Origin of the sequence: Rhodopirellula sp. MGV (genome assembly GCF_002251265.1) — a bacterium.
Lineage (GTDB): Bacteria > Planctomycetota > Planctomycetia > Pirellulales > Pirellulaceae > Stieleria > Stieleria baltica_A.
In genome coordinates, this window is record NZ_NPDI01000075.1 from 22,082 (window position 1) to 43,659 (window position 21,578).

Sequence of the window (21,578 nt, forward strand, 5' to 3'; positions counted from 1 at the left end):
AGACCGCTTACCCCGATTGGCGGATGAGCTTGTTTTGGGGCTGAGAAAGACGCCGGGTTCAGCTAAACTGGTCGACCTCTTAGCATGTACTCAATATTTCACTGCGGCATGGCGATCGGGACCGTTCCGACCCGTCGACCGTTTTCGAGTCTACTCGGCTTCTAGATGCGTATGGCGACTCTCGAATCCCAATCCAGTCAAAACTCGTCCAGCCGAATTTCCCCCAGCCAGCAACAGTCCAGCCGCAAGATGCCCGAATCGACCGAAGGAACCACAGGGCCAACCAAAAAACGCGGCGTCCCCGAGGGACTATGGCTGAAATGCCCTGGTTGCGGCACAAGTGTTTACAAAAAAGAAGTCGAGCAGCGTTTCAACGTTTGCCCTAAGTGTGAACACCATTTCTATGTTTCGGCGCTCGATCGCATTAATCAAGTGATCGACGATGGCACGTTCGAGTCGATGAACGAGCACCTGCGTCCGACCGATCCGCTCGAGTTTTCGGACCGAAAACGATACGCAGAACGCTTGGTCGGCGAGCAAAAACGGACGGGTCTGACCGATGCCGCGGTGACCGGAACGGGGATGATTCGTGCCCGCCGTGTCGCACTTGCAGTCACCGACAGTGCCTTCATCATGGGCAGCATGGGTTCGGTCGTGGGCGAACGCCTGACCCGTTTGATCGAGCATGCCACCAAACAAGACCTACCGCTGATCATCATCAGCGCAAGTGGTGGTGGTGCACGGATGCACGAGGGCATCCTATCACTAATGCAAATGGCCAAAGTCAGCGCCGCGCTGGCCAAATACGATCGTGCCGGTGGCCTGTTCATCAGCGTCTTGACCAACCCAACGATGGGTGGTGTTGCTGCCAGCTTTGCTTCACTCGGTGACCTCGTCTTTGCCGAACCGAAAGCGTTGATCGGATTCGCCGGCCCACGGACGATCAAAGCGACGATCGGAATCGAGCTTCCCGAAGGTTTTCAGACCAGCGAGTTTCTACTCGAACACGGCTACATCGATCGGATCGTGGCACGCAAAAACCTGAAGACCGAAATCGCGCGAGCTATCGACTACTGCGGAAAATAGGCCAGAGCTGATGGGAATTTTTGATTCCGTCAAATCCATGCTTGGCGGCAGCGGCAAGTCCGGTGGCGGCAAAATAGATTTAAAGGAGCGATTCGCACTCGAGCGGACAGCGGTCACGGGAACGATGGCCAAGTTCTTTGCCGCGAAAGACCTACATAACGACGGAAAAATCGTCGGCGTAAAGGTCTTGGACCCGGAAAAGGTCGAAGCATTTGAGTCCCGATTTCGGCATCTGAAGAAGCCCAGCGAGGGCGAGATTGCGATGAAAATGCATCATCGCAACATTGTCGAAACCTATGAAGTCGGCGTGTCAACAGACGGAAATCCGGTGTTGATCATGGAGTACATCGCCGGCCCCAGTATGCAGAACATCATCGTCAAGAAACAGGAAGAGCACGTCGCAGGTCGACGTCTGGCCCTGATCAAGTCGATGGCCGAAGCGTTGCGGTACGTGCATGCGTTGGAATTCATCCACCGTGACATCTGCCCGCGGAACTTTATCCTGACCCCGGATCGCAAGGACGTCAAATTAATCGATTTCGGTCTGACCGTCCCCGCATTGCCACCGTACATGGCTCCCGGAAACCGAACCGGGACTCCGTTATACATGTCGCCGGAAATCGTCCGTCGACGCCCTACCGACAAGCGTGTCGACCTCTTTTCGCTTGGGGTAACGTACTACTGCTTGATCGCATTTCGTCATCCCTGGCAAGGTGACGAAGTCACCGGACGGGCAGCGCTCCACCACGACACCTCACCCCCATTGCCGTTGACGACCGCCTGCCCAAACGTCAGCCCCGCGCTGGCTCGGACCATCATGCAGATGATCGAGCCCAAGGTCGACGACCGGACGCCAACGATCGAACACTTCATCCAATCCCTCGCCCGGGTCAAAGAAGTGTATGTTGAAGGTGCAGCCAGCCCGGCGAATTGACCGGTCGATCTCTCTCGCACCACCGATCTCTCTTGCAAATCGCGCTATAAAACCCATACTCCTGCGCGGTACGACGTATCAAATCAATCCGATTTTGAACAACAAATCGAGGCATGAGCGCATTGAAGACGATTGCACAGCCCACCTGGTCCCTTGAAGACGCCGAAGAAGAATACGGAATTGGCCGCTGGGGCGACGGATACTTTTCGATCTCGCCGCGTGGCACCGTGAGTGTCACTCCAGATCGAGACCCCAATAACGCAATCGATCTGGAAACCATTGTCGACCGGCTCTGCCAGCGTGGTCTGCAACTGCCGATCCTGATCCGGTTTAACGGGATCCTGCGAGATCGACTGCGGCATCTCGACAGCTGTTTTAAAAACGCGATCGAAGAAAGCGGCTACAAAAATCGCTATCGCTGCGTCTTTCCGATCAAAGTCAACCAACAACGCGAAGTTGTTCAGCAGATCATTGGCGAAGGGTCCAAGCTCGGTTTCGGTGTTGAAGCTGGTAGTAAACCCGAACTGCTGGCCGCGATCGCAATGAGCGACGCGAACGTGCCGCTGGTTTGTAACGGATTCAAAGACGAAGAATACATGCGGTTGGCTTTGAGCGCCCAAAAGCTTGGCCGAAAAGTCTTTCCCGTCATCGAAAAAGCGACCGAAGTCGACTTGGCATTACGCGTCGGCGCCCAAATTGGCGTCCGCCCGACCCTCGGCATGCGAGTCAAACTTGCCACGCGCGGCTCGGGACGATGGCAAGCCAGTGGCGGGTACCGCAGCAAGTTCGGCTTGACCGTCGCAGAGATTCTCGAACAGCTCGACCGCCTGATCAAAGAGGACATGGCGGACTGTTTGCAGCTACTGCACTTTCACGTCGGCAGCCAAATCGGCAACATCCGCCAGCTGAAATCGGCGATTTTGGAAGCCGCTAGGATCTATGTCGACCTGAAACGGCGTGGCGCGGCGATGGGATACCTGGACGTTGGCGGTGGTTTGGGCGTCGACTACGACGGCTCACGAAGCGATTCCGAATCGAGCATGAACTACACCGTTCAGGAATACGCGAACGACGTCGTTTATCACATTCAAACGGTTTGCGATGAAGCCGGAATCGAACACCCGCAATTGATTAGCGAAAGCGGACGTGCGATCACCGCCCAACACAGTGTGTTGGTGATGGAAACGCTTGGCGTCACCCGCCAAGGCAACACGAATTTGCCTGATTGGGCTGAATCGGCGACCGAGAGTGAAGAGCCGGTCGGACCGCCGGAAGAGTTTGAACAACCGGTGCATGACCTTTGGGACGCGTACAACAATCTGACGCAGGCCAACATGCGCGAGATGTACCACGATTCCCAGGTCGCACTCGATTTGTGCATGAATCTGTTTAGCGGAGGTTATCTGCCGCTGGAGCAGCGTGTGGCGGCCGAGACGCTGTACTTTGCCCTCTGCCACCGAATTCGCGGCCTGATCCAAGACGGCAGCGATTGCCCGAGCGAACTGGCCAACTTAGATCGCATGTTGTCGGACATCTACTTCGTCAACTTTTCGCTGTTCCAATCGATGCCTGACTCCTGGGCGATCGGGCAACAGTTCCCAATCATGCCAATCCACCGGCTGGAGGAACGCCCCACACGTCACGCGGTGCTAGGCGATATCACCTGCGACAGCGACGGCAAAGTCGATTCGTTCGTCTGCGGACAAGGACGCGCCAAAACGCTGATGCTGCATTCGTTCGAAGGCGCCGAAAAACCATATCGCCTCGGCGTCTTTGCCGTCGGTGCCTATCAAGAGATCCTTGGCGACCTGCACAACCTGTTCGGCGACACACACGCCGTTCACGTCGAATGCGATGGTGGCGTGGCAAAGGTTCGATCGATTGTCAAAGGAGACACCGTGAGCGAAGTCTTGAGCTATGTTCAATACGAAGTTCGCGAACTGATCGAGAACATTCAAGATTCGGTTGAGGAAGGAATCATCGCCAACCGGATTGACCATGAGCAAGCAGGTGAAATCGTTGAGTTGTTCGAGTCGGCGTTGCGGGGCTACACCTACCTGACGCCAGGCAAGAAACCGGCGATTCGCGATGGCGCGAACGTGGAATCCGATGCGGCACTTCACTCGCCCAACAACGGGTTCTCAACGCCAACGTCCGACGACGAGCGGGATTCGTAAACGAGTCGCTCGCCCAAGCACCACGATACGCGTTCCGCACCTCACCAGCTTGCGTTACGCCAATGAGCCATCATGAATGAGTAAGTACCCCGTTCCTACCGGCGCCCGCAAAGCACTGCGTACAGGCAGTCGCTTGGGAAAGTACCGGTTGGAAAAACGGATCGGACAGGGCGGCTTTGCTGATGTGTATTCCGCCACCGATACCCTATTGGGAGTCAAGGTCGCACTGAAAATCCCCAGTGCCCAATGGGTCACCGAGGATCTTGTCGACGAATTCCGTCGGGAAGTCAGACTGTCGCTGCGATTGGAGCATCCTTACATCCTGCCCATCCGCGACGCCAGCTTCATTGATGGACACCTGGTCGTGGTCACACCATTGGCGGACCGCACGCTCGACGATCGCTTGAAAAATCGACTTCGGTTTGAAACCGCTTTCGAATACACATCGCAGCTGCTCGATGCCGTTGCCTTCGCTCATGACGAAGGTGTCATCCACTGCGACATCAAACCCGAAAACATTTTTTTGTTCCCTGACAACACTTTGCGACTGGGTGATTTCGGGATCGCTAAGGTCGCCCAAAAGACCATTAATGGCTCGGGAACCGGCACGCTCGGATACATGGCGCCCGAGCAGGCAATGGGAAAACCCTCCCAACGAAGCGACGTGTTTTCCATCGGATTGATCGCATATCGCATGTTCTCGGGGAAGTGGCCCGAGTACCCCTTCGAATGGCCGCTCCCCAACGCGGCGCAACTCCGCCGACGCCTCCATCGCGATGTAATCGCTATCATCCGTAAATCCCTCAGCATTACGCCGCGCGATCGGTACGCTGATGCCGGGAAAATGGCCGCCGCTTGGGAGAAATCCCGTTTGAAAGCATTTCGATACATCAACCGCCAGCGTGCAAAGACGTAAAATGGCGGGATGTCTACGATAGTCGAAACAACCAAGATCTACCGCGAAAGCGACATGGATCAGCCAGAGCTGATTGATGTCGTTGGCGGTCATGTCGTGGCTTTTTCGAGAACCTGTCCGGGCAAATCGGAGCCCAATGACGACAGCGCTCTGATGATGTCGCTGTCCGCGAACCGCTTTGTTATGGCCGTTGCGGACGGTGTCGGTGGTGCCCCCCTCGGATACAAAGCCTCCGCAATCGCGATGGAGTGCTTGGCCGAATCGCTCGGTAAATTGGACGAAGCCGTCGACCTGCGTCCGGCGATCCTTGACGCGATCGAAAGGGCCAATACCGAGATCCTGGACCTTGGAACCGGCTCAGCGACCACGCTTTCGATCGTCGAAGTCTGCGACCGTGTCGCACGGGGATACCAAGTCGGCGATTCAATGACCATCGTCGTTGGCGGCCGTGGGGCGATCAAATGGAAGTCGAACTCCCATTCGCCAGTCGGCTATGCCATCCAGTCCGGGCTGATCGACGAGGAAGACGCGATGTACCACGACGAACGCCATTTGGTTTCGAATCTGGTGGGTGCACGTGACATGCACATCGAAATCGGGCCCGCGATCCAGCTCTCCGCCCGTGACACCATTGTCGTTGGCAGCGACGGACTGTTCGACAACCTACACGTCAGCGAGATTGTTTCCCGTTGCCGTGTTGGCCGACCGACCGACCGCATGAATGCACTTGTCCGCCTGGCAACCGACCGCATGCATGGCGAAGACGATTCACTGCCGGGCAAGTACGACGACTTGACCGTGATGATGCTCACGCCTTAGCAGGCTGTTAGACCGCTTGCGATTCGATCTGGGCCACCAATCGCCGCAGCTTGGGCAGGAACTGACGCAGCGCTCGGCTGCGATGACTGAGCGCTCGCTTGACCGTCAAATCAAGCTCGGCAAACGTCTTGTGGTATTCCATGATCTCGAACAGCGGATCGTACCCAAAGCCACCTGCACCAGACGGCTCAGTGCGAATCCTTCCTCCACAGGTTCCGCCCGCAGTGATCTGCACATTACCCTCGGGGTCCGACAAACAAATCTCGCAGTGGTAGCGTGCCGTTCGGCGTTCGAGTGGAACACCGTCCAGCGATTCCAACAGCTTGCAATTATTCGCTTCATCATCGCCATGCGTGCCTGCGTACCGAGCCGAATACACGCCCGGATCACCGTTGAGCGCATCGACCGCTAAACCGCTGTCTTCAGCCAATACCCAGCGTCCAAGATGCTTGGCCTGTTCGACCGCTTTCAACGCGGCATTTTCTTTGAAGGTCGTTCCGGTTTCGTCGACGTCAATTGACACGGGAATCTCGGCCAATGAATGCAGCGAGTAGTGCTCTGGCGGGAGCATCAGCTTGAGCTCGATCAGTTTCTTTTTGTTGTTGGTTCCGAGGACCAAATCGAACATGGGTTTGTTCCGAGAGAACGAATATTGATGGTGATTGCTTACGATCGACTAGGACGCGTCAACGAGTTTGGCCAAGGCATAGATCTCGCTCGCGTTGAGCACCTTGTCATTCGATTCGAACAAGGACCGGATCGCGGCCTTGTGCGTTTTCATTTTGAGTCCGCCAACACCGATCGCGCCATAGGCGACCGCCTCGGTGCCCTCAAACCCTTTTGCCTTGTCAAAGACCTCGATGCCTTCCAGCCCCGCTGGTGGGACGGCATTCAAGTCAATCGCGACACGCAGACTGCTCGATTGTGCCAGGTTTTCGCGTGAAGCCAACTGGACTCCCGCGGCGCCACAAGCGATCACGATCTGTGCTCCATCAAGCACCGATTGCAGTTCGTCGGATGTCGTCGGCGCGGCGGCCGATAGCTGGCCAACACCATCAACGCTGTCGCTTTCGAGTTGCTTGGCGATCTGCTGGCACACACTCTCGGCTCGTGATTTTGAACGGCTGGTCAGAACAACGTCTGCTCCATCGGCGGCAAGCAATTTGCCAACTCGCTGTCCCACCGGCCCCGTTCCGCCCAAGACGATTGCTTTGGCCCCGGCAAGGTCCACGTGTCGTCCGGCACAGACGACTGCCGCGGCAGCGGTCGTGTTGCATCCGTTGGCGTCCATCATCACCGAGACTCGAACCGGCCCAAAGAACGTGTCAGTGACACAGCGAAGCAGGGTTTCGGCGACGGCAACGTCCGACCCACCAATAAAGATTGCGGTGTGTTTCAAATCATCGCCGCCGCGGGTAAACATCGTCCCGTGGACAAGCGGCTCAACGCTGGTTGCCTGGACGTTGGCAACTGGGACCAAGTGATCGATGTCGGAGTCGATTGCGACAACGGAGTCAAAGGTGCTGCAGTGTGAATCGCTGTCGAATTGAAACAGAATGCGTTTACTCATGAACTCGCGATGAATCCTTGGCCAGAGAGGGCGCCATAGCAGAAGGGCAGGTAGACCATTGTCGATGGTCCTGCCGTGAGGCGTCGTGATCGACAACCCGATTGATGAAACGGTGACGCGATGTTAGCCGCGAAAACGGCTAACATCGACGATCACACGTTGATTTAGAAGTTGCCCTTGAATGGGTGTGCTGCCGAATCTTTCTTGGCAATCATTTCTTCGGCGGTGGGCTTGCCGCCCATCGCGTTGGCAACCGATTGCTTGACGGCTTCGTAGTTGTAGTTGTAGATCTTTTCGTCGTCGTCGGCTTCGGGGTGAATGAAGACGCCACAAACGCAAACCAAGTCTTCGGCTTGGTCAGCGGGGATCACGCCTTCGGCGACGGAATCGGCAATCGCTTTTGCGACAGCCGCTTGAGCAGGGCCGAACATTTGAACGACTTGCTTCATGCCTTTCAAAGTGACCTTGGTGATCATCACGGTCGAAGGCTTCACAGCGACGTTGGGTTCCAAAACGGCCAACAGGTTCGTGTGGCCTTCGCTCTGGGTGCTGAGCGCGTTTGCAAAAGCAACACCAACTGGGCCGTCTTTGCTGCCCAGCATCAAATCGATGTGTGCAACTTCGTTACCATCACCCACCAGGGCTTCACCAATGTAAAACTTCATTTCAGTGACCTACTTCAACAGAAACTTCATTCGGTAGACCGGTGGGGATGCACGAATCCGTTACCCCGCAAGCAAACCGGGGCAGTTCTGGAAGGAACCAAATTCGGCGCTTGGGGTGGGTCTGGACGGGAGAAAAGCTAACAAACCGGCACGCCCATGCAAACACCCCAGGACAATCCGTGTGCCCCTATTTGTGCCGATCTCGCTCGACGCGTCGTCCTAATCGGCCCGTCGGTTCGCGCCGCCGCCCAATCGCTGCAAATCGCCGGTTATTCGCCGATCGGAATCGACCAATTTGGCGACTTGGACACCCAACAGGCCTGCTCCCAATGGCATCGTTTGCAGGACTTTCGTGACCCGCCCCACAGTACGCCCGACAGCACGCGAATCGAGCCAATACTTTGCCAGACCGACGGCGTCTGGATTGTCGGCGGTTTGGCGTCGGGGTACGACTGGCTAGAACCGATCGCGGACCGAATCTTGGGAGCGTCGCCAACCGCGTTCCGTGACTCCACCTCCCCGGAAGCCCTGGCCGAAATCGCTCGAGTCGCCGGCGTCCATTTTCCGGCGGTAGTAGAACGTGGCACGATCCCAGTTGGCTGGCTAACAAAGCGACGAAATTCCAGCGGGGGCATTGGCGTCCAAATCGGCATCCCCGGCCAACCCATCCCTGTGGGGTGTTTCGCCCAGCAACGCGTGACGGGCCAGGTCTTCGGTGCGAGCTTGGTCGCCAACTTTTCGCACGCACATCTCGCCGGAGTCTGCCGACTTCGCAAGAAACGGTTCCCCCAACGACCGTTCGTCTTTGCCGGAGCGATCGGCCCGCTGCCCATCCAGCCTGCTGTCGCTGACCAGCTTGAACGCATCGCCAATGCATGGCTATCACAACATCCGATGACAGGGCCACTGAATATCGATTTCGTTTGCGACCACATCGGCAGTCGCATCACGTTGCTAGAGATCAACCCGCGGTATAGCGCGTCGATGGAGTTGATCGAGCGAGCCTATCGAGAAACTCTCGAACGACCGATATCGATGTTCGATCCGCCATCCCAGTGGGAAAAGCAGCTATGGCGGACTCGAAACCAACGAGATTGCCTCACACCGCTTAGCAAGCAGATTCACTTTTCCCGTACCGGAGACATCGTTTCGCCTGATGACTTCGCTGGCAAGGGACGATTCTCCGGCACCGGTTGGCACGACATCCCGGCCTCCCGCACCGTCATTCCTGCGGGCGGACCGATCGCAACCTGGATCGGCCCATTTCGTCGCGACCGCTTGCGGACTAAGACATTGCCTTGACTTCTTCGTTGGACATCAAGGGGAAGTATTCGTCGACGACCTGATGAAACTCTTCGGCGGTGTTTACACGTGCGACATGGGTACGGAAATGCCGAGCACCATGTTTGCCTTGGGCATAGCAGCATGCGTACTTGCGCATCAACACAGTGCCCTTCTCTTCGCCGAAGCGATCGACGACCAAACGGTAATGCCGGAGCATACACTCGCGTTGCTCGTGCAATGTCGGATCGGGCGGGATCGGTTCGCCGCGAAGTGCAGCCGCAGCTTGTGCAAACAGCCATGGCCGCCCCAGGCAAGCGCGAGCGATCATAACGCCATCAACGTTATAGTTTTGAAACGCGTGCACGACTTTCTCGGCCGAGTCCAAATCGCCATTGCCGATCAGCGGGATGTTCTTGAGGTAAGACTTGATCTCGCTGATTCGTTCCCAATCGGCATGCCCACGAAACATGTCTTTCGCGGTTCGCCCGTGAACGGTCAGCGCCGCGGCGCCCGCCTCTTCGACGATCTTTGCGATTTCGTTGCAATTGATCGTTTCGGGGCTACAGCCCAATCGAATCTTGGCGGTCACCGGCGTTGGGGCACAAGCTTGAACCAGCTTTGAAATGATCTCGAACATTCGCATCGGCGTGCGCAGCAAATAGCTTCCGCTGTGCGCTTTTTCGGTGACCTGGCGAACGGGACATCCAAAGTTGATATCCACGACACTGACGCGGTACTCCTCCACCAAACGACGCCCGACCTTGGCCATGGTTTCGGGATTGTTGTCCCAAATCTGCACCGCCAAAGGCCGCGCCTCCTCGGCGACCCCCCACAGGCGATCGGGGTGCTCCTCAGCGTGCTCGTCCATCCAAGCGAACCCGCGGGCATTGACCATTTCCGTCGCGATCAGCCCTGTTCCGCCGTAATCGCGGACCATTTGGCGAAACGCCGCATTCGTAAATCCGGCCATCGGCGCCTGCAAAATGGGCGGGTCGATGACCAAGTCACCAATCTTGAAAGCCGGGGGAGGAAAGGGTCGAGACATGCGCGATCGTGTTTTTGCTGTGAAGGTTTTGCATCACTCTAAAAAGACACAGGATTTCTGGCAATGTTCGAACTTTCTGGGATGGCGGAAACCGTCGGGAGCTCGCGATTTCTCAAAAGCCGAATCGACAAACCGTTTTGAACACCCCACTGCAGATTCTCCGGGAAACACGATCTGCGTTGACGCCTTCTTCAGCAGTTTGCTATAGCCGAATCCGAGTGAATTTTCGGACGCACTGATAGCAAAAGAGTGCCATGTCAGCCGTCCACCTGTCGGCTGGATGACCGGACCGAAACACACCTAATACGACTGAACGATCGCTGGTCGAGCACGGACGCGACAGCCCCTTCAGTCACACTGACGACGAATGGAATCGAACGATGGGCGAGATCTTTGGACTGCCGATATTCCCGATTTTTGTTTTCATCTGCGCCGGCATGGGACTGGGTTATCTGTATTGGTACCAAGTCGGCATTGAGAAAGACGAGCGGATCGGCGAGCTCGAAACAGAGATCCAACAACTTCGTGAAGCCTCGCTTTCGTCGGCTGATTCGCCTGTTTTGAATGAGGATGTTCGCCAGCTCAACGATTCGCTGGAATCGGCGAACTCGGACCTCGATCGTTTGTACGACGAAATCGCGGCCTTGAGATCCGACAACGAAGAACTCGACTCGATGCTGCGGCACGCCCGTGAGCATGCTGATGGTGAAGCCGAACGTCACCAGAAGTTGTTCGACCAAATCAATTCCCTTCAAACCGAACTCGAATCGACACAAAACCAACTGCAACAGTCCGTTGCTGCCCACGACGAAGTGGTCAGTACGCGCGATGAACTGCAGAATCTGCTGGACCTCGAACTCGCCGCCGCCCAAACCACGAGTGCCGAACTTGCCGAGCGACAATCGGAGTGCGATACGCAAGCAGAACAGATCGCATCGCTTAAAGAAACGATCGAAACGCAGGCCGCCGAACTGGAGACCTTTACCGCACTTTCGGATCAACTCGCACAGGCACGCGCAGAATGCGAACAGCGAGAAGCCCAAATTGACGAACTGCGTCAAGACCTTGCCCAGCTCGCAAGTGAAAAGGACAAAGTTGCCGCCGCTTCTGAACGACTTCAATCGCAACTCGATGCCGGTGGAACTGCGGCAACAGCAGCCGAAGAACAGATCGCCGAACAGCTTGAGCAAATTGCAACGCTCGAAGCCAAGGTTGCAAAGCAAACCGCAGAAATCGAAACACTGGAACCACTCGCAGTCCAGCTAGCAGAGTCACAATCGAACGTTAGCGACCGCGACACACAACTTGTCGAACTTGAAAAACAGCTCAACGAAATCAAGATCGAGAAGGATATCGCTTCTGCGGAGGTCGAGCGACTGCAATCACAATTCGATGCAGATGGGAATGCTGCGATCGTTGCTCAAGAGCGGATTGCTGAACTTCAAACGCAGCTTAGCCAATCGACGACCGAGAAAGGCAATGCGTTAGCGACTTGCGATCGCCTGCAAGCTCAACTTGACGCCGGCGGAACCGCAGCGACTGCCGCTCAGGAACAAATCGCCGACCAGACCAAACAAATTGCGACGCTGAAAGACACCGTTAAGCAACAAGCGGGCGAAATCCACTTCATGGAAGCTACCGCGGAGCAACTCAACCAGGCTCAAACAGAAATCGCCGAACTTGAGCAACAGATCACAGCACTGAACGACACGCTCGCGACAAAGACAACCGAGGCCGAAAGCCTTCGAGCGACTGCTGACCAACTCGCTTCGGTCCAATCAGAACTTGACGCGACTCGCGAACAGACTGAAACGCTGACAAGCGAACTGGAACACCGAAACCAAACGGTCAACCGTCTAGAAGACCAAATCGACCGACTTCAACAATCGCTTCTCTTGCGTCAACAATCGGATGCAGAACTCGAAGACTCGACACAACGCCTGCTGCAGCAAATCGATGACTTAAAGGATGTGCTCAGCGATAAAGACAATCAGATTTTCGAGCTAAAACAAGAAATCGAACGCCACCGCATTCGGGGCGAAGAGAGTACTGCCGCCGTCGATTCGCTACGCCGCGACATCGAAACTTTGTCTCAACAAAAGGACGACGCGACCGGCAAGTACGCCTCCATCGTCACCAGCGTCGAATTGATGCAGCAGCAACTTGCGTCCGCACTCGACCAAGCGGAACGGACAGCGGACCAAAATGAACGCCTCGCGGATCTGGTCGAGGAAAAACAAAACCAGATTGCGTCACTCGAATCCGATTTAAAGCACGCTGAATCGTACCGCGATGACTTGCTCGAATTGCAGGTCGAAAACGACGGGCGTGTCGCCGAATTAGACGACCGCGAACGGCTCATCGCGTCGCTGCAAAGCCAAATCGAATCGCTGCAGTCAGAACAAGATGCTGAGCTGGAGCATGAAAGAAACATTCGCTCTGGCCTGGAAACCAGCGTGAGCGAAAAGACCACTCGCATCGCTGAACTCGCCAAACGATGTGAAACAATCGATCCGCTTCATGCAGACAACGCACGCCTTGGCGAAACGGTATCGGCCCAGCTCGAAACGATCGCCCAACTTAGCGAGCAACTTGAACTAACCGAATCACAGTCCCAAAAATCTAGCCAGACGATTACCGAGCTCCAAGAACAGCTTTCCGTGATCGATTCGCTTGAGAACGACAACCAGATTCTGGCGGACAAACTTCGCGACCATGTCGACAAAATGGATTCGCTGACCAAAGGCCTGCGAGACCGTGATGTGCATCTCACCGAACTAAAAGCACAAGTCGAACATGTCGAAGACCTGGAAGCACACCTGGCGGAACTCACGGCCAAGCTTGCGATCAGCAGTGACCAAGTCGAAGACCTAGCCGATAAACTGAGTGCCCGCGAAGTCGAAGTGGCGCGGCTGTTGGATCAGACCGAGTTGGTCGCTCCGTTAACAGAAGCCAACGAAGCAATCTCGGCGCAGCTCAAAGAGGCAAATCGGCAAATCGCGGGATTGAATGCGGCACTGAGCGACCAAGAAATGGAGATCGAATCGCTTCGCGAAAAAGAGCAACAACTTGGCGAAGTCGAAAACCAGCTCGATCAGGCACAACTTGAATTCAACGAACTTGCGGAAGCGAAACAAGGTGTCGATTCTGAGCTTGCTGTTGCGATTGCCAAGTATGAAGCGTTCGCTGACGAAATCAGCGTCCTGAATGACCACAACGACGAACTTCGCAACGAACTCGCCGCGCAGCAGGAACGGTTGGTGTCGGCAATTTCGACGATCGAGTCGATGGGAGCAAAACTGCGAGAGAAAGACCAGATTGTCGCCGACATGAAGACCCGAATGGGTGGCGTCATCGATCTCGAAAAACAGCTTCACTTGCGTGACCGAGACATTCATCAACTGAAACAGCAGAGTGACTTGCAGACGCGAGCCTTCGCCGAACAGCGTGAAGAACTGCTCCGACTTCGGGAAGAAGTTGTTGATTCCGATGCGACGCGTCAGCACTTTGAAACCGCCCGTGTTCGCATCAACGACTTGACCGACAAATACGAATCGCTTCTGTCGACCAACAAGACGTTGCAAACCCACGCAAACGACCTGTCGGAAAAACTCGATTCCAGCAACTCGGTCCTGTCAGATTTACGTAAACAACTGACCGAACGATCCAACCAGAATCAGGTTGTCAGCGATCGGTTGAAAGACGTTTCGGCGGAACTCGATTCGGCCAAGCGGGCGAACCAAACGTTGGCCGCGAAAACATCCGACCTGACGGCCCATCTGAAACGCATCAGTGAGGAACACGAAGCAAGTTTGCAAGCCAACGAACAAGCACACGTGCAAATCCGCGAACTGCAAAACGACATTCACCGTCAAAACGCAACCATACGAACGCTACGACGCGAGCGTGGAACGATTGATGGGATCGATTCACGCGACGCCGCATAGCGAGACCGAAACGTACGCCCTCACCGGAAACATTCAATTCGCCGGTGGGGCTTCGTTGCGAGGCATGACGTATTTCGCTTTGCGAAGCTTCTTCGCCAAGCGTCGCTGTCCGGCCGCTTCGGCAATCCGTCCACGCAACTCTGCAAACACGTACTGGTCGACCTGCTGAAGCTCTCGATGGGCGAACTCGTCCATCCAATGGTCGATCAATCGCTCTTCATCTCCGCGTCCTTCGCGAATGCAGTCGACGCCGATTGTGATCAATTGGGCCATCCGTTTGAATGCCCAGTCCAAGTCGTTCTTATCGACCAGTCGAATCGCTTCGTCCAATCGATCGAGATCCATGGCATGAACACCGTACATAGCGATGATGACCATCATCTCGCTATTCATTGAATCAGCCCGATAGGAAATTGCGTCCTGAACCAACTCACTTGCCAATCGCAAGTCACGCTGACAAAGCGCCGCCAGCACAGCCGGCACCATCATGTGAGCTTCTCGGTCGACGACCAGCTGATACTTCGAGGCCAGCTTGGCGGCTCGCTTATTTTCCTCGCCGTATAACAACATCCATGTCGCCGCTTTCCAAAGCATGCCGCTTCCATAAGTCAGCGTCCCAAGCTTTCGAACGATGCGAATGGCAAGGCGATTTCCTGATTTACGGATAGCCATATCGTCCGATTCACACCAAACCGAAACCTTCCTGATCACATCGAACGCGGCGGCCGACAGTACCTCTGACTTTTCCGGAAGCTTTAGGAATCGTTTCACGCCTTCCGCAAGATTATCTTCCTGCACGTTGATTCGTGACCAAAGATAACCCAAGCTTGCCGAGGCGTTTTTTTGCCGGACCGCTTTATTCAACGACTTTGCAAGCTCTCCGTCGGAGCTTAGCTCAAAATGCCGAAGGATCTCGCGTGTGATCGTGACATAGTCTGCATCGCTGGGAAACTTTTGAAAAACGGTAATCAAGCCTGCGTCATTCCCCTGTGCAATCGCCAGCGTCCCCTGGGCAATTGACAACGCCATCTCATCGACGCGATCTTTCAGTGAACCGACAAAGCGTTCTGCCCGATCAATTTCGCTGTCTTCGATGAATAGCCCGAGTAGCTCGGGGACCGCATAGACGTACCCGCCGTCGAGGTCGAGCGCTCGTTGCAAATGCTCTTTGGCTTCCTCTCGGTTGCCTCGTCGCAGGGCCGTGCTGGAATAGTAACCGTGACTCGACGCCAAATACGGTGCACGATCCAACAACGCGGTTGAAGCCAAATCGTACAGTTCGAATTTCTCGAGTGTCTCCGCCCAATCCGCCAAGCGACTCCAGCCTTCTAAGTTACTCGGGTCACGTTCCAATGCAGAAACCACCCGTTCGCACGCCTCCTCCGTTTTGCCGGTTAAGTTCAGAAGATTCGCCGCGAATAGATTCAACTGGTTTAGATCAAACGGATCAATGCCTTCGGGGGAACAGCTCGCAATGGCATCATCAATCATTCCGCGTTCGTAGTACCGCTGAGCAAGCAACCCATGTAGATCGACATTACGCGGGTCACGCTCGATGGCAGACTTGATCACACCGACCGATTCATCCCATTGATCCTCACGATGCAACATTTCGGCCAAACGCAAGGTCGCGTTGGAATCACTCGGACGTTGGGCAACCAAATCTCTCGCGGCTTGTACGGCATCCGCTTCGCGATTTTCAAACTGACACAGCGACAACAGCATCGCCCATGTGTCACTGTTATTTGGCGATAACATCGCGGCGTCGAAAATCAACTTGCCACGCTCTGATTCGTCTTCTGTGTGCTTTCCAAGCTCCACCATTAACGCGGCGTCTGCCGGTGCCGCACCGAGAGCCCGACGAAGCGTTTTTTCGGCGTCCTGCGGGCGTTCTACTGTTTGGTAAACCTGGGCGGTGCGAATGGCGAGATCGCGGTTAAAGGGATCCAATTCCAACGCTTTCTCGAACGCTTCAACCGCAGCTGGCATGTCATTTTTGGCAAGATACACTTCCCCAAGATGTTGCCAATATTCGGGTAAGTAGCTGAAACGTTCTTCAACGCTACGGAGGACTTCCTCGGCTTCAGTGAAACGCTTGCAATCGCAATGATGATCGGCAGCGATCGTGTGCATTGTCAACACGTCCGGCCGGACTTCACGGAGTTGCTGATACTGCGAACAAAGCTTTGCGTCATCAACGAAACCCGTTGAAAAACGCTTGTATGCGATCACGCCATCGCCGTTGCTGTGTTGAAAGACCAGCTGCTGAAAGATCTCGTCGAGCGTCTCTTTGTTTTCGTCCTCATTTTTGCAGAGCTTCACCCACGTCAACATTGCGGGTGGATAATCGCAGTCCAATTGCACCGCTTGGCGGCAATGGTTGACTGCAGATTCCACATCACCTTGACCAGACTCGGCCTCGGCGAGAATGTTGTACGACATCGCCGACCGCTCGCATTCCAGCCCTCGGACGGCGCTTCGATAGGCTTCGTCATACCATCCGGCGGCCGAGCAAACCAATGATCGCTCTCGCCAAGCCCAGGCGTCAAAATCACAGGTCTCCAAGATTCGGTCCAAGTATCCGACGGCATCTTCGTAGCGTGCCGCACGATGCATGTATTCGGCCGTAATCGACAGCAGGCCACGGCAATGCGGGTGACGACAGGTAATTCGTTCCAAGAATTCGATCGCACCGCCAATGCCTCCGACGGTCGCTTTGAGGTCTGCGATACGTGAGACCGCATCGAAATTCATCGGTTGCAGGTGATGCAAATCCAGCAACGCCTCTAAAGCTTCGTCGGGTTGCCCTGCACTGAGCGCCAGGTTTGCCTTGGCGTACAACACCTGGTCTTTTGGAAGCGGAATGGTCGCGTTTTCCAGCAACTCAAGTCCGACAGAAGGTTTTTCAAACCGACCGAGGGCGGAGGCAGCTTCACACAACAAATCGCCGTCTTCGGGACGTACCTGCAAGGCTTTGCGAATGACTTCCGCCGCACGATCGGCGTGAGTTGTTCTTGCAAGAGCGTATGCATACGTCATTCCAGGTTGGCCGCTCGCGTGACCATGCTTTTCAAAGCGAACACGCATCACCTCGATCGCTTCGTCTTGACGGTTCATCCGCGCCGCGGCTGCCAGATACCGCCGCGCATGATCTTCATCGCGCTCTCCCGTCATCGAAGCCAGACGCAAAAGCTCCAACGCATCGTCCCGTTGCATTCGATCCCAAAGCAAAATCGCTTCCTGGGACAGCCCCTCTGGATTTGTCGGTGCGTCCTTGAGAATCCTGCGAAGCTGCTCGTGTTTTTCCTCGCTATCCGATTCGCTCTCTAAACGGGTCAACAAACGCAATCGACTTTCGATGCTTGGCGTTTCCCCACGCACGCACTCGCGCAAACGCTCAATCACTTTGTCTTGACGATCGATCATTGCTAACAAGTCACACTCAGCGAGGGTTAGCAATTCCGTATCGGGAAAGTTTTCACGCAACTTCTGAATCACATTCAATCGCTGCGGCAAATTGAAATCGTAGCGAGCCAATTCAACTTCGGACCACAACGTGATCAGGTTGTCCGGATCGGACGATCGCATCGAATCTAGAATCGCCACGGCATCGTCACGATCATGCTTTTGCAGTGCGATCGCGATTGCGTGCTGTTGGTCATAGCGATCCACGTCCGGCATCTCGATTCCCTCAAGCAAGCTCTGCTTGCCTTGTGGAATCAGCACCAATCCACGCGGTCCGAACGCTTGATACTGCTCAATAAACTCCCGCAACAACGCTTCGATCCCGTGCCATGTCCCTGGATCTTGCATTAACAAGACACCCCTTCTCGAATCGTATCCGCAAACGACGTTGATGTGCCCGCCACCCGGGTCAACACTCGAGATACCGAAGGGAATCTCCGCATCAATTAGCTGATGTGCGACTTGTTCCGTCAGACGAAACTCGCGTACGACCATCCCGTTTGCTTCGGCCCATGCGCGTTGGCGTACAGGAGCTGTGCCGTCATAGCAGATCTCGTTTACGACCGCGTCGTGATCGACCTCGATGCCCCAGTAGGCGGACAACATCGCGAGTGTCGCGGGTGCGCACGTCACATCGTTTTGTCGTACAAATGGGACATCAAGACGCTTCCGCTTTCCGCCTTCACGATTGTTTTTGAGATTCTCGACCAAAGTGTCATGAAACTTATTGTTTGCTTCGTGTGCCAGCGCGATCGCAGTTTCGTAGTCGCCATCGTAGCAAGCCAATTCGGATCGCATTTTCGCGAGCGACGAACGGACACTGTCCTGTTTCGCTCGGCCATTGCGTGCCGGATCCGCTAACGGAAAGTAATCTTCCAAATCACCAATCAGCTCTTTCGCGGCAGCATACTGACGCCGCTGAATCTCCATACTTGCGAGCTGTAACCTGCACCCACCAGATTGTGTTGTACCGATCGAATCGCGGAGCACTTCGAATGCTTCGTCGACCTGATTGTCTTGCAGCAACAGGTGCGAAAGCGTTTGAATCGATGGCGGGTAGCTAGGGATCATCGCAACCGCATCTCGACACGTTTGGATGGCAAGGTCCAAACGGTCATTTGACAGATGCGCCGTTGCGATCCGAAGCACCGGGCGTGGGTCGTCTGGCAACAGCGAGTGCCCCTGCTCAAGCAACTCAAATCCTCGATCAAAGTCTCGCATCCCACAAAGGATTAAGCCCTTCACGACGGCCCACTGTGACTGCAACTCTGGATCGTCAGTCTCCAGCTGTTGATCCCGAATTTGCAGCCAAACACGTGCCAGAGGCTGCCGCGAAAGTTTTTGCATCGTGCGCAAAAACCTGACTTCGAGATTGTCTGGGTAGAGTCGCCCCAAACGATACGTCAACACGTTCGCCAATTGCGTTCCGCCAAGACAGTCAGCGATTCGCAACGCCAATAGGCCTCCTTCGCAACCCGGCCATTGCAGCAGGTCATCACCAAGCTGTGACTTCACATATTCATAATTATCAAGATACAAACCCTGATCCGCTAAACGACGCATTTCGGCGCGTATGACAGTGAAATCAATGGTTTGATCGACGTGACGATCGAGTAGACTTTCGCTTTCGAATTGCATCATGCGAACCCAGACTGTGATGAGCTTGCCCAGTCAAAATTATGACGGAGCAAACGATGATACCAGTTTGGATCTCACGACAGTGCGGCGGCGGGTGGGTTCGCGACCCTTCTTTTATTTTTTTACTGACTAGAGCAATCAGCAAGGGAAATACCGTGTGCAGTCTCTCGAACGCAGCAGCGGACGGCCTCAGAAAAATCGAGCGAATTGCCCGCCCACTCACGTTGCTTCATCGCGCCATTTCCGTGCTGTGATAAGCGATGAAGAAATGACTCGACGCGATCAACGTCACCGGATTGTTTCAGCACCGGTGCGCACCAATCAAAGAGACGCCCGAGTAGACGGTGCGCATCAAGTGGCTTTTTTTCGACAGGGTCAATCAATTTTTCCGAAACACCATAGCGAGCTGCCTGCCACATCGCGTGGCGGAGCAATTGGTTACAGATAGGCTCCTGTGTGACGCGATCGTCCATGTCGACTTGAGTCTGCATCACTATCGCTCGTATCAGTCCGACATACGCTACAACGTCCTCAACGTGCAGCATCACATCCGCGACACGGAACTCGATCGTCGGAATTTTTTCAGGCAGACGAACATCCCAGTAGATGAAACTCTCGTCTGCAATCGCGCCGACTTGGATCAAGTCAGCAATCGTTTCTTGGTAGTCGGCGTAACTTTGAAAATGCGGTGGTGGGCCTGCCATCGGCCACTGTGCCCATAACTCACGTCGATAGCTGGCATACCCTGTATCGTGGCCGTCCCAAAAAGGACTGTTCGCGGTGATCGCGAGCAGCGCTGGCAACCAACGACGCGCTCGGTTCATCACCTCCAGCCCAAGCACGCGATCGGGCATCGAAACGTGAACGTGACAACCGAAGATAAACAGATCACGTGCCAGCTGCTGGTACTGCTGCGTCATCCGGTTGTAGCGTTCTTTGGGCGTGATGTCGTCGGTGTGCGGCAGCGGCAGTGGATTGGTACCGGCTGCCGATAATGCCGCACCTGTTTGCATCGCGGCCCGCGAGAGCGCCTGTCGGGTATCGACCAATGATTGCTGTGCTTCATCCAGCGTGTGGCAGATCGGAGACGCCATCTCGATCTGCGAAAGATGCAGTTCATGCTGGATCTCTGCGGTCACCTTGCCGTTTAAGCGACGCATCACACGTTTGCAGTCTGCCCGCATCGCTCCCGAATTTGGATCTACGAGCTGATACTCTTCTTCGACGCCGACGGCTGGGATGTCCATAGCAATGGTGATTTCGGGGAAGCGAATGGTCCTGCGATTTCATCCACCGAGGTGCACGTTATGTGCCAAAGGCGACCGGCGTGAGAAAGGCTACTAGGGCAGCGTCCATTACAGAATGACGCGAGCGAATCAGCACACGTCTAAGAACGTGCGCCGGCGACTTCAGCCGCCTTGTAGACAATCCGAGATTTGCGAAACCCCATTCGCTCGTACAGTCGTACCGCACCCGTGTTTTCGGTCGTGACTTCCAGGTGCATTTTTTCAAGACCGACGCTCGCGAAGCCAGACGCGGCCTTGGCCAGCAAGATACTGCCGAGCCCCTTCCCGCGATGCAGCGGGGACACCCCCAGATTCTGAACTGCTCCCCAGCCGTCGCTCGACAAACCCTGGATCGTTCCGACGGGCAGCTTGCAAATCGATCCCGTTGTCGGATCTTGTTCCAGATGCCTGATCAGCCAAGTAGCCTGGGGGACGAAGTCGTGCCGGCTGGTGATGTCGCGCATCAGCTTCAAACATCCGTCGCGACGGGCCAAACATGGAAACACATCGGCGTCCAGCTCGTATCGGAAGCTGTTGTACTTGGCAATCGCATGCTCACGCAGCTGGTCAGCGGCAAACGCCACCAACTCATACTCGGCCGGAACCATAGGCTCATCGCTTCGCAAATTGCGAAGGTCGAACTCCATCCGGTATCGCTTGAAATATGTCATCCCCATAGCAGGCAATTTTACCACGCGTTTACCGGTCATGCCCTCTTCGCCTAAACTTTAGCGGATCGGAACAAC

At 55.3% G+C, this 21,578-nt stretch carries 13 protein-coding genes and 1 pseudogene; 7 read left to right on the forward strand and 7 right to left on the reverse strand.

From position 1 onward, the window contains the following. Positions 1-190: 190 nt before the first annotated feature. The 5 genes and pseudogenes from accD to CGZ80_RS26035 all read left to right on the forward strand — a co-directional run. Positions 191-1,086 (forward strand): annotated as a pseudogene (gene accD / locus CGZ80_RS26015) (acetyl-CoA carboxylase, carboxyltransferase subunit beta); the annotation flags it as partial. A gap of 10 nt (positions 1,087-1,096) precedes the next feature. Then, a complete protein-coding gene (locus tag CGZ80_RS26020) occupies positions 1,097-2,020 on the forward strand; it encodes a serine/threonine protein kinase (protein ID WP_094418613.1) in 924 nt (307 codons plus the stop codon). Between the two features lie 113 nt (positions 2,021-2,133). Further along, positions 2,134-4,197 (forward strand): biosynthetic arginine decarboxylase, encoded by a 2,064-nt coding sequence (gene speA, locus CGZ80_RS26025; protein WP_094418614.1) that lies wholly within the window; start codon positions 2,134-2,136, stop codon positions 4,195-4,197. Positions 4,198-4,273: 76 nt separating this feature from the next. Beyond that, positions 4,274-5,113 carry a serine/threonine-protein kinase gene (locus CGZ80_RS26030; protein WP_094418615.1) on the forward strand — a complete coding sequence of 280 codons (840 nt, stop codon included), beginning with the start codon at positions 4,274-4,276 and terminating at the stop codon, positions 5,111-5,113. A gap of 9 nt (positions 5,114-5,122) precedes the next feature. After that, on the forward strand, positions 5,123-5,932 hold the full coding sequence (locus CGZ80_RS26035; RefSeq protein ID WP_094418616.1) for a PP2C family protein-serine/threonine phosphatase: 810 nt from the start codon (positions 5,123-5,125) through the stop codon (positions 5,930-5,932). A gap of 7 nt (positions 5,933-5,939) precedes the next feature. Here the strand turns inward: CGZ80_RS26035 and rdgB are convergent, their stop codons facing one another. From rdgB to fae, 3 genes are all read right to left on the reverse strand, one after another. Continuing rightward, positions 5,940-6,560, reverse strand: a complete 621-nt coding sequence (gene rdgB / locus CGZ80_RS26040; protein WP_094418617.1) for an RdgB/HAM1 family non-canonical purine NTP pyrophosphatase — start codon at positions 6,558-6,560, stop codon at positions 5,940-5,942. Between the two features lie 48 nt (positions 6,561-6,608). After that, positions 6,609-7,502, reverse strand: coding sequence for an NADP-dependent methylenetetrahydromethanopterin/methylenetetrahydrofolate dehydrogenase (locus CGZ80_RS26045; RefSeq protein ID WP_094418618.1), 894 nt, complete (start codon positions 7,500-7,502; stop codon positions 6,609-6,611). A gap of 164 nt (positions 7,503-7,666) precedes the next feature. After that, positions 7,667-8,167 carry a formaldehyde-activating enzyme gene (fae, locus tag CGZ80_RS26050; protein ID WP_094418619.1) on the reverse strand — a complete coding sequence of 167 codons (501 nt, stop codon included), beginning with the start codon at positions 8,165-8,167 and terminating at the stop codon, positions 7,667-7,669. Positions 8,168-8,323: 156 nt separating this feature from the next. Here fae and CGZ80_RS26055 point away from each other — a divergent pair, with 156 nt between their 5' ends. Then, positions 8,324-9,469, forward strand: coding sequence for an ATP-grasp domain-containing protein (locus tag CGZ80_RS26055; protein ID WP_094418620.1), 1,146 nt, complete (start codon positions 8,324-8,326; stop codon positions 9,467-9,469). On the opposite strand, the gene dusB is transcribed toward CGZ80_RS26055, so the two are convergent. Beyond that, on the reverse strand, positions 9,453-10,496 hold the full coding sequence (gene dusB, locus CGZ80_RS26060) for a tRNA dihydrouridine synthase DusB (RefSeq protein WP_094418621.1): 1,044 nt from the start codon (positions 10,494-10,496) through the stop codon (positions 9,453-9,455). The two genes, CGZ80_RS26055 and dusB, sit on opposite strands and share 17 nt — an antisense overlap. A 380-nt stretch (positions 10,497-10,876) precedes the next feature. Between dusB and CGZ80_RS26070 the strand changes: the two genes are divergently transcribed. Further along, positions 10,877-14,443, forward strand: a complete 3,567-nt coding sequence (locus CGZ80_RS26070; RefSeq protein ID WP_094418623.1) for a hypothetical protein — start codon at positions 10,877-10,879, stop codon at positions 14,441-14,443. A 33-nt stretch (positions 14,444-14,476) separates the two neighbouring features. Here CGZ80_RS26070 and CGZ80_RS26075 read toward each other — a convergent pair whose 3' ends face one another. From CGZ80_RS26075 to CGZ80_RS26085, 3 genes are all read right to left on the reverse strand, one after another. Then, a complete protein-coding gene (locus tag CGZ80_RS26075; RefSeq protein ID WP_094418624.1) occupies positions 14,477-19,549 on the reverse strand; it encodes a tetratricopeptide repeat protein in 5,073 nt (1,690 codons plus the stop codon). Between the two features lie 119 nt (positions 19,550-19,668). Then, on the reverse strand, positions 19,669-20,799 hold the full coding sequence (locus CGZ80_RS26080; protein WP_409994569.1) for a glutamate--cysteine ligase: 1,131 nt from the start codon (positions 20,797-20,799) through the stop codon (positions 19,669-19,671). Positions 20,800-20,933: 134 nt separating this feature from the next. Beyond that, positions 20,934-21,509: a GNAT family N-acetyltransferase gene (locus CGZ80_RS26085; RefSeq protein ID WP_094418836.1), complete on the reverse strand. Its 576-nt coding sequence runs from the start codon at positions 21,507-21,509 to the stop codon at positions 20,934-20,936. Between the last annotated feature and the right edge of the window lie 69 nt (positions 21,510-21,578).

Coding starts and splice junctions, on each gene's coding strand:
- CGZ80_RS26020 (WP_094418613.1), top strand. CDS start 1,097: ATGGGAATTTTTGATTCCGTCAAATCCATGCTTGGCGGCAGCGGCAAG.
- speA (WP_094418614.1), top strand. CDS start 2,134: ATGAGCGCATTGAAGACGATTGCACAGCCCACCTGGTCCCTTGAAGAC.
- CGZ80_RS26030 (WP_094418615.1), top strand. CDS start 4,274: ATGAGTAAGTACCCCGTTCCTACCGGCGCCCGCAAAGCACTGCGTACA.
- CGZ80_RS26035 (WP_094418616.1), top strand. CDS start 5,123: ATGTCTACGATAGTCGAAACAACCAAGATCTACCGCGAAAGCGACATG.
- rdgB (WP_094418617.1), bottom strand. CDS start 6,560: ATGTTCGATTTGGTCCTCGGAACCAACAACAAAAAGAAACTGATCGAG.
- CGZ80_RS26045 (WP_094418618.1), bottom strand. CDS start 7,502: ATGAGTAAACGCATTCTGTTTCAATTCGACAGCGATTCACACTGCAGC.
- fae (WP_094418619.1), bottom strand. CDS start 8,167: ATGAAGTTTTACATTGGTGAAGCCCTGGTGGGTGATGGTAACGAAGTT.
- CGZ80_RS26055 (WP_094418620.1), top strand. CDS start 8,324: ATGCAAACACCCCAGGACAATCCGTGTGCCCCTATTTGTGCCGATCTC.
- dusB (WP_094418621.1), bottom strand. CDS start 10,496: ATGTCTCGACCCTTTCCTCCCCCGGCTTTCAAGATTGGTGACTTGGTC.
- CGZ80_RS26070 (WP_094418623.1), top strand. CDS start 10,877: ATGGGCGAGATCTTTGGACTGCCGATATTCCCGATTTTTGTTTTCATC.
- CGZ80_RS26075 (WP_094418624.1), bottom strand. CDS start 19,549: ATGATGCAATTCGAAAGCGAAAGTCTACTCGATCGTCACGTCGATCAA.
- CGZ80_RS26085 (WP_094418836.1), bottom strand. CDS start 21,509: ATGGGGATGACATATTTCAAGCGATACCGGATGGAGTTCGACCTTCGC.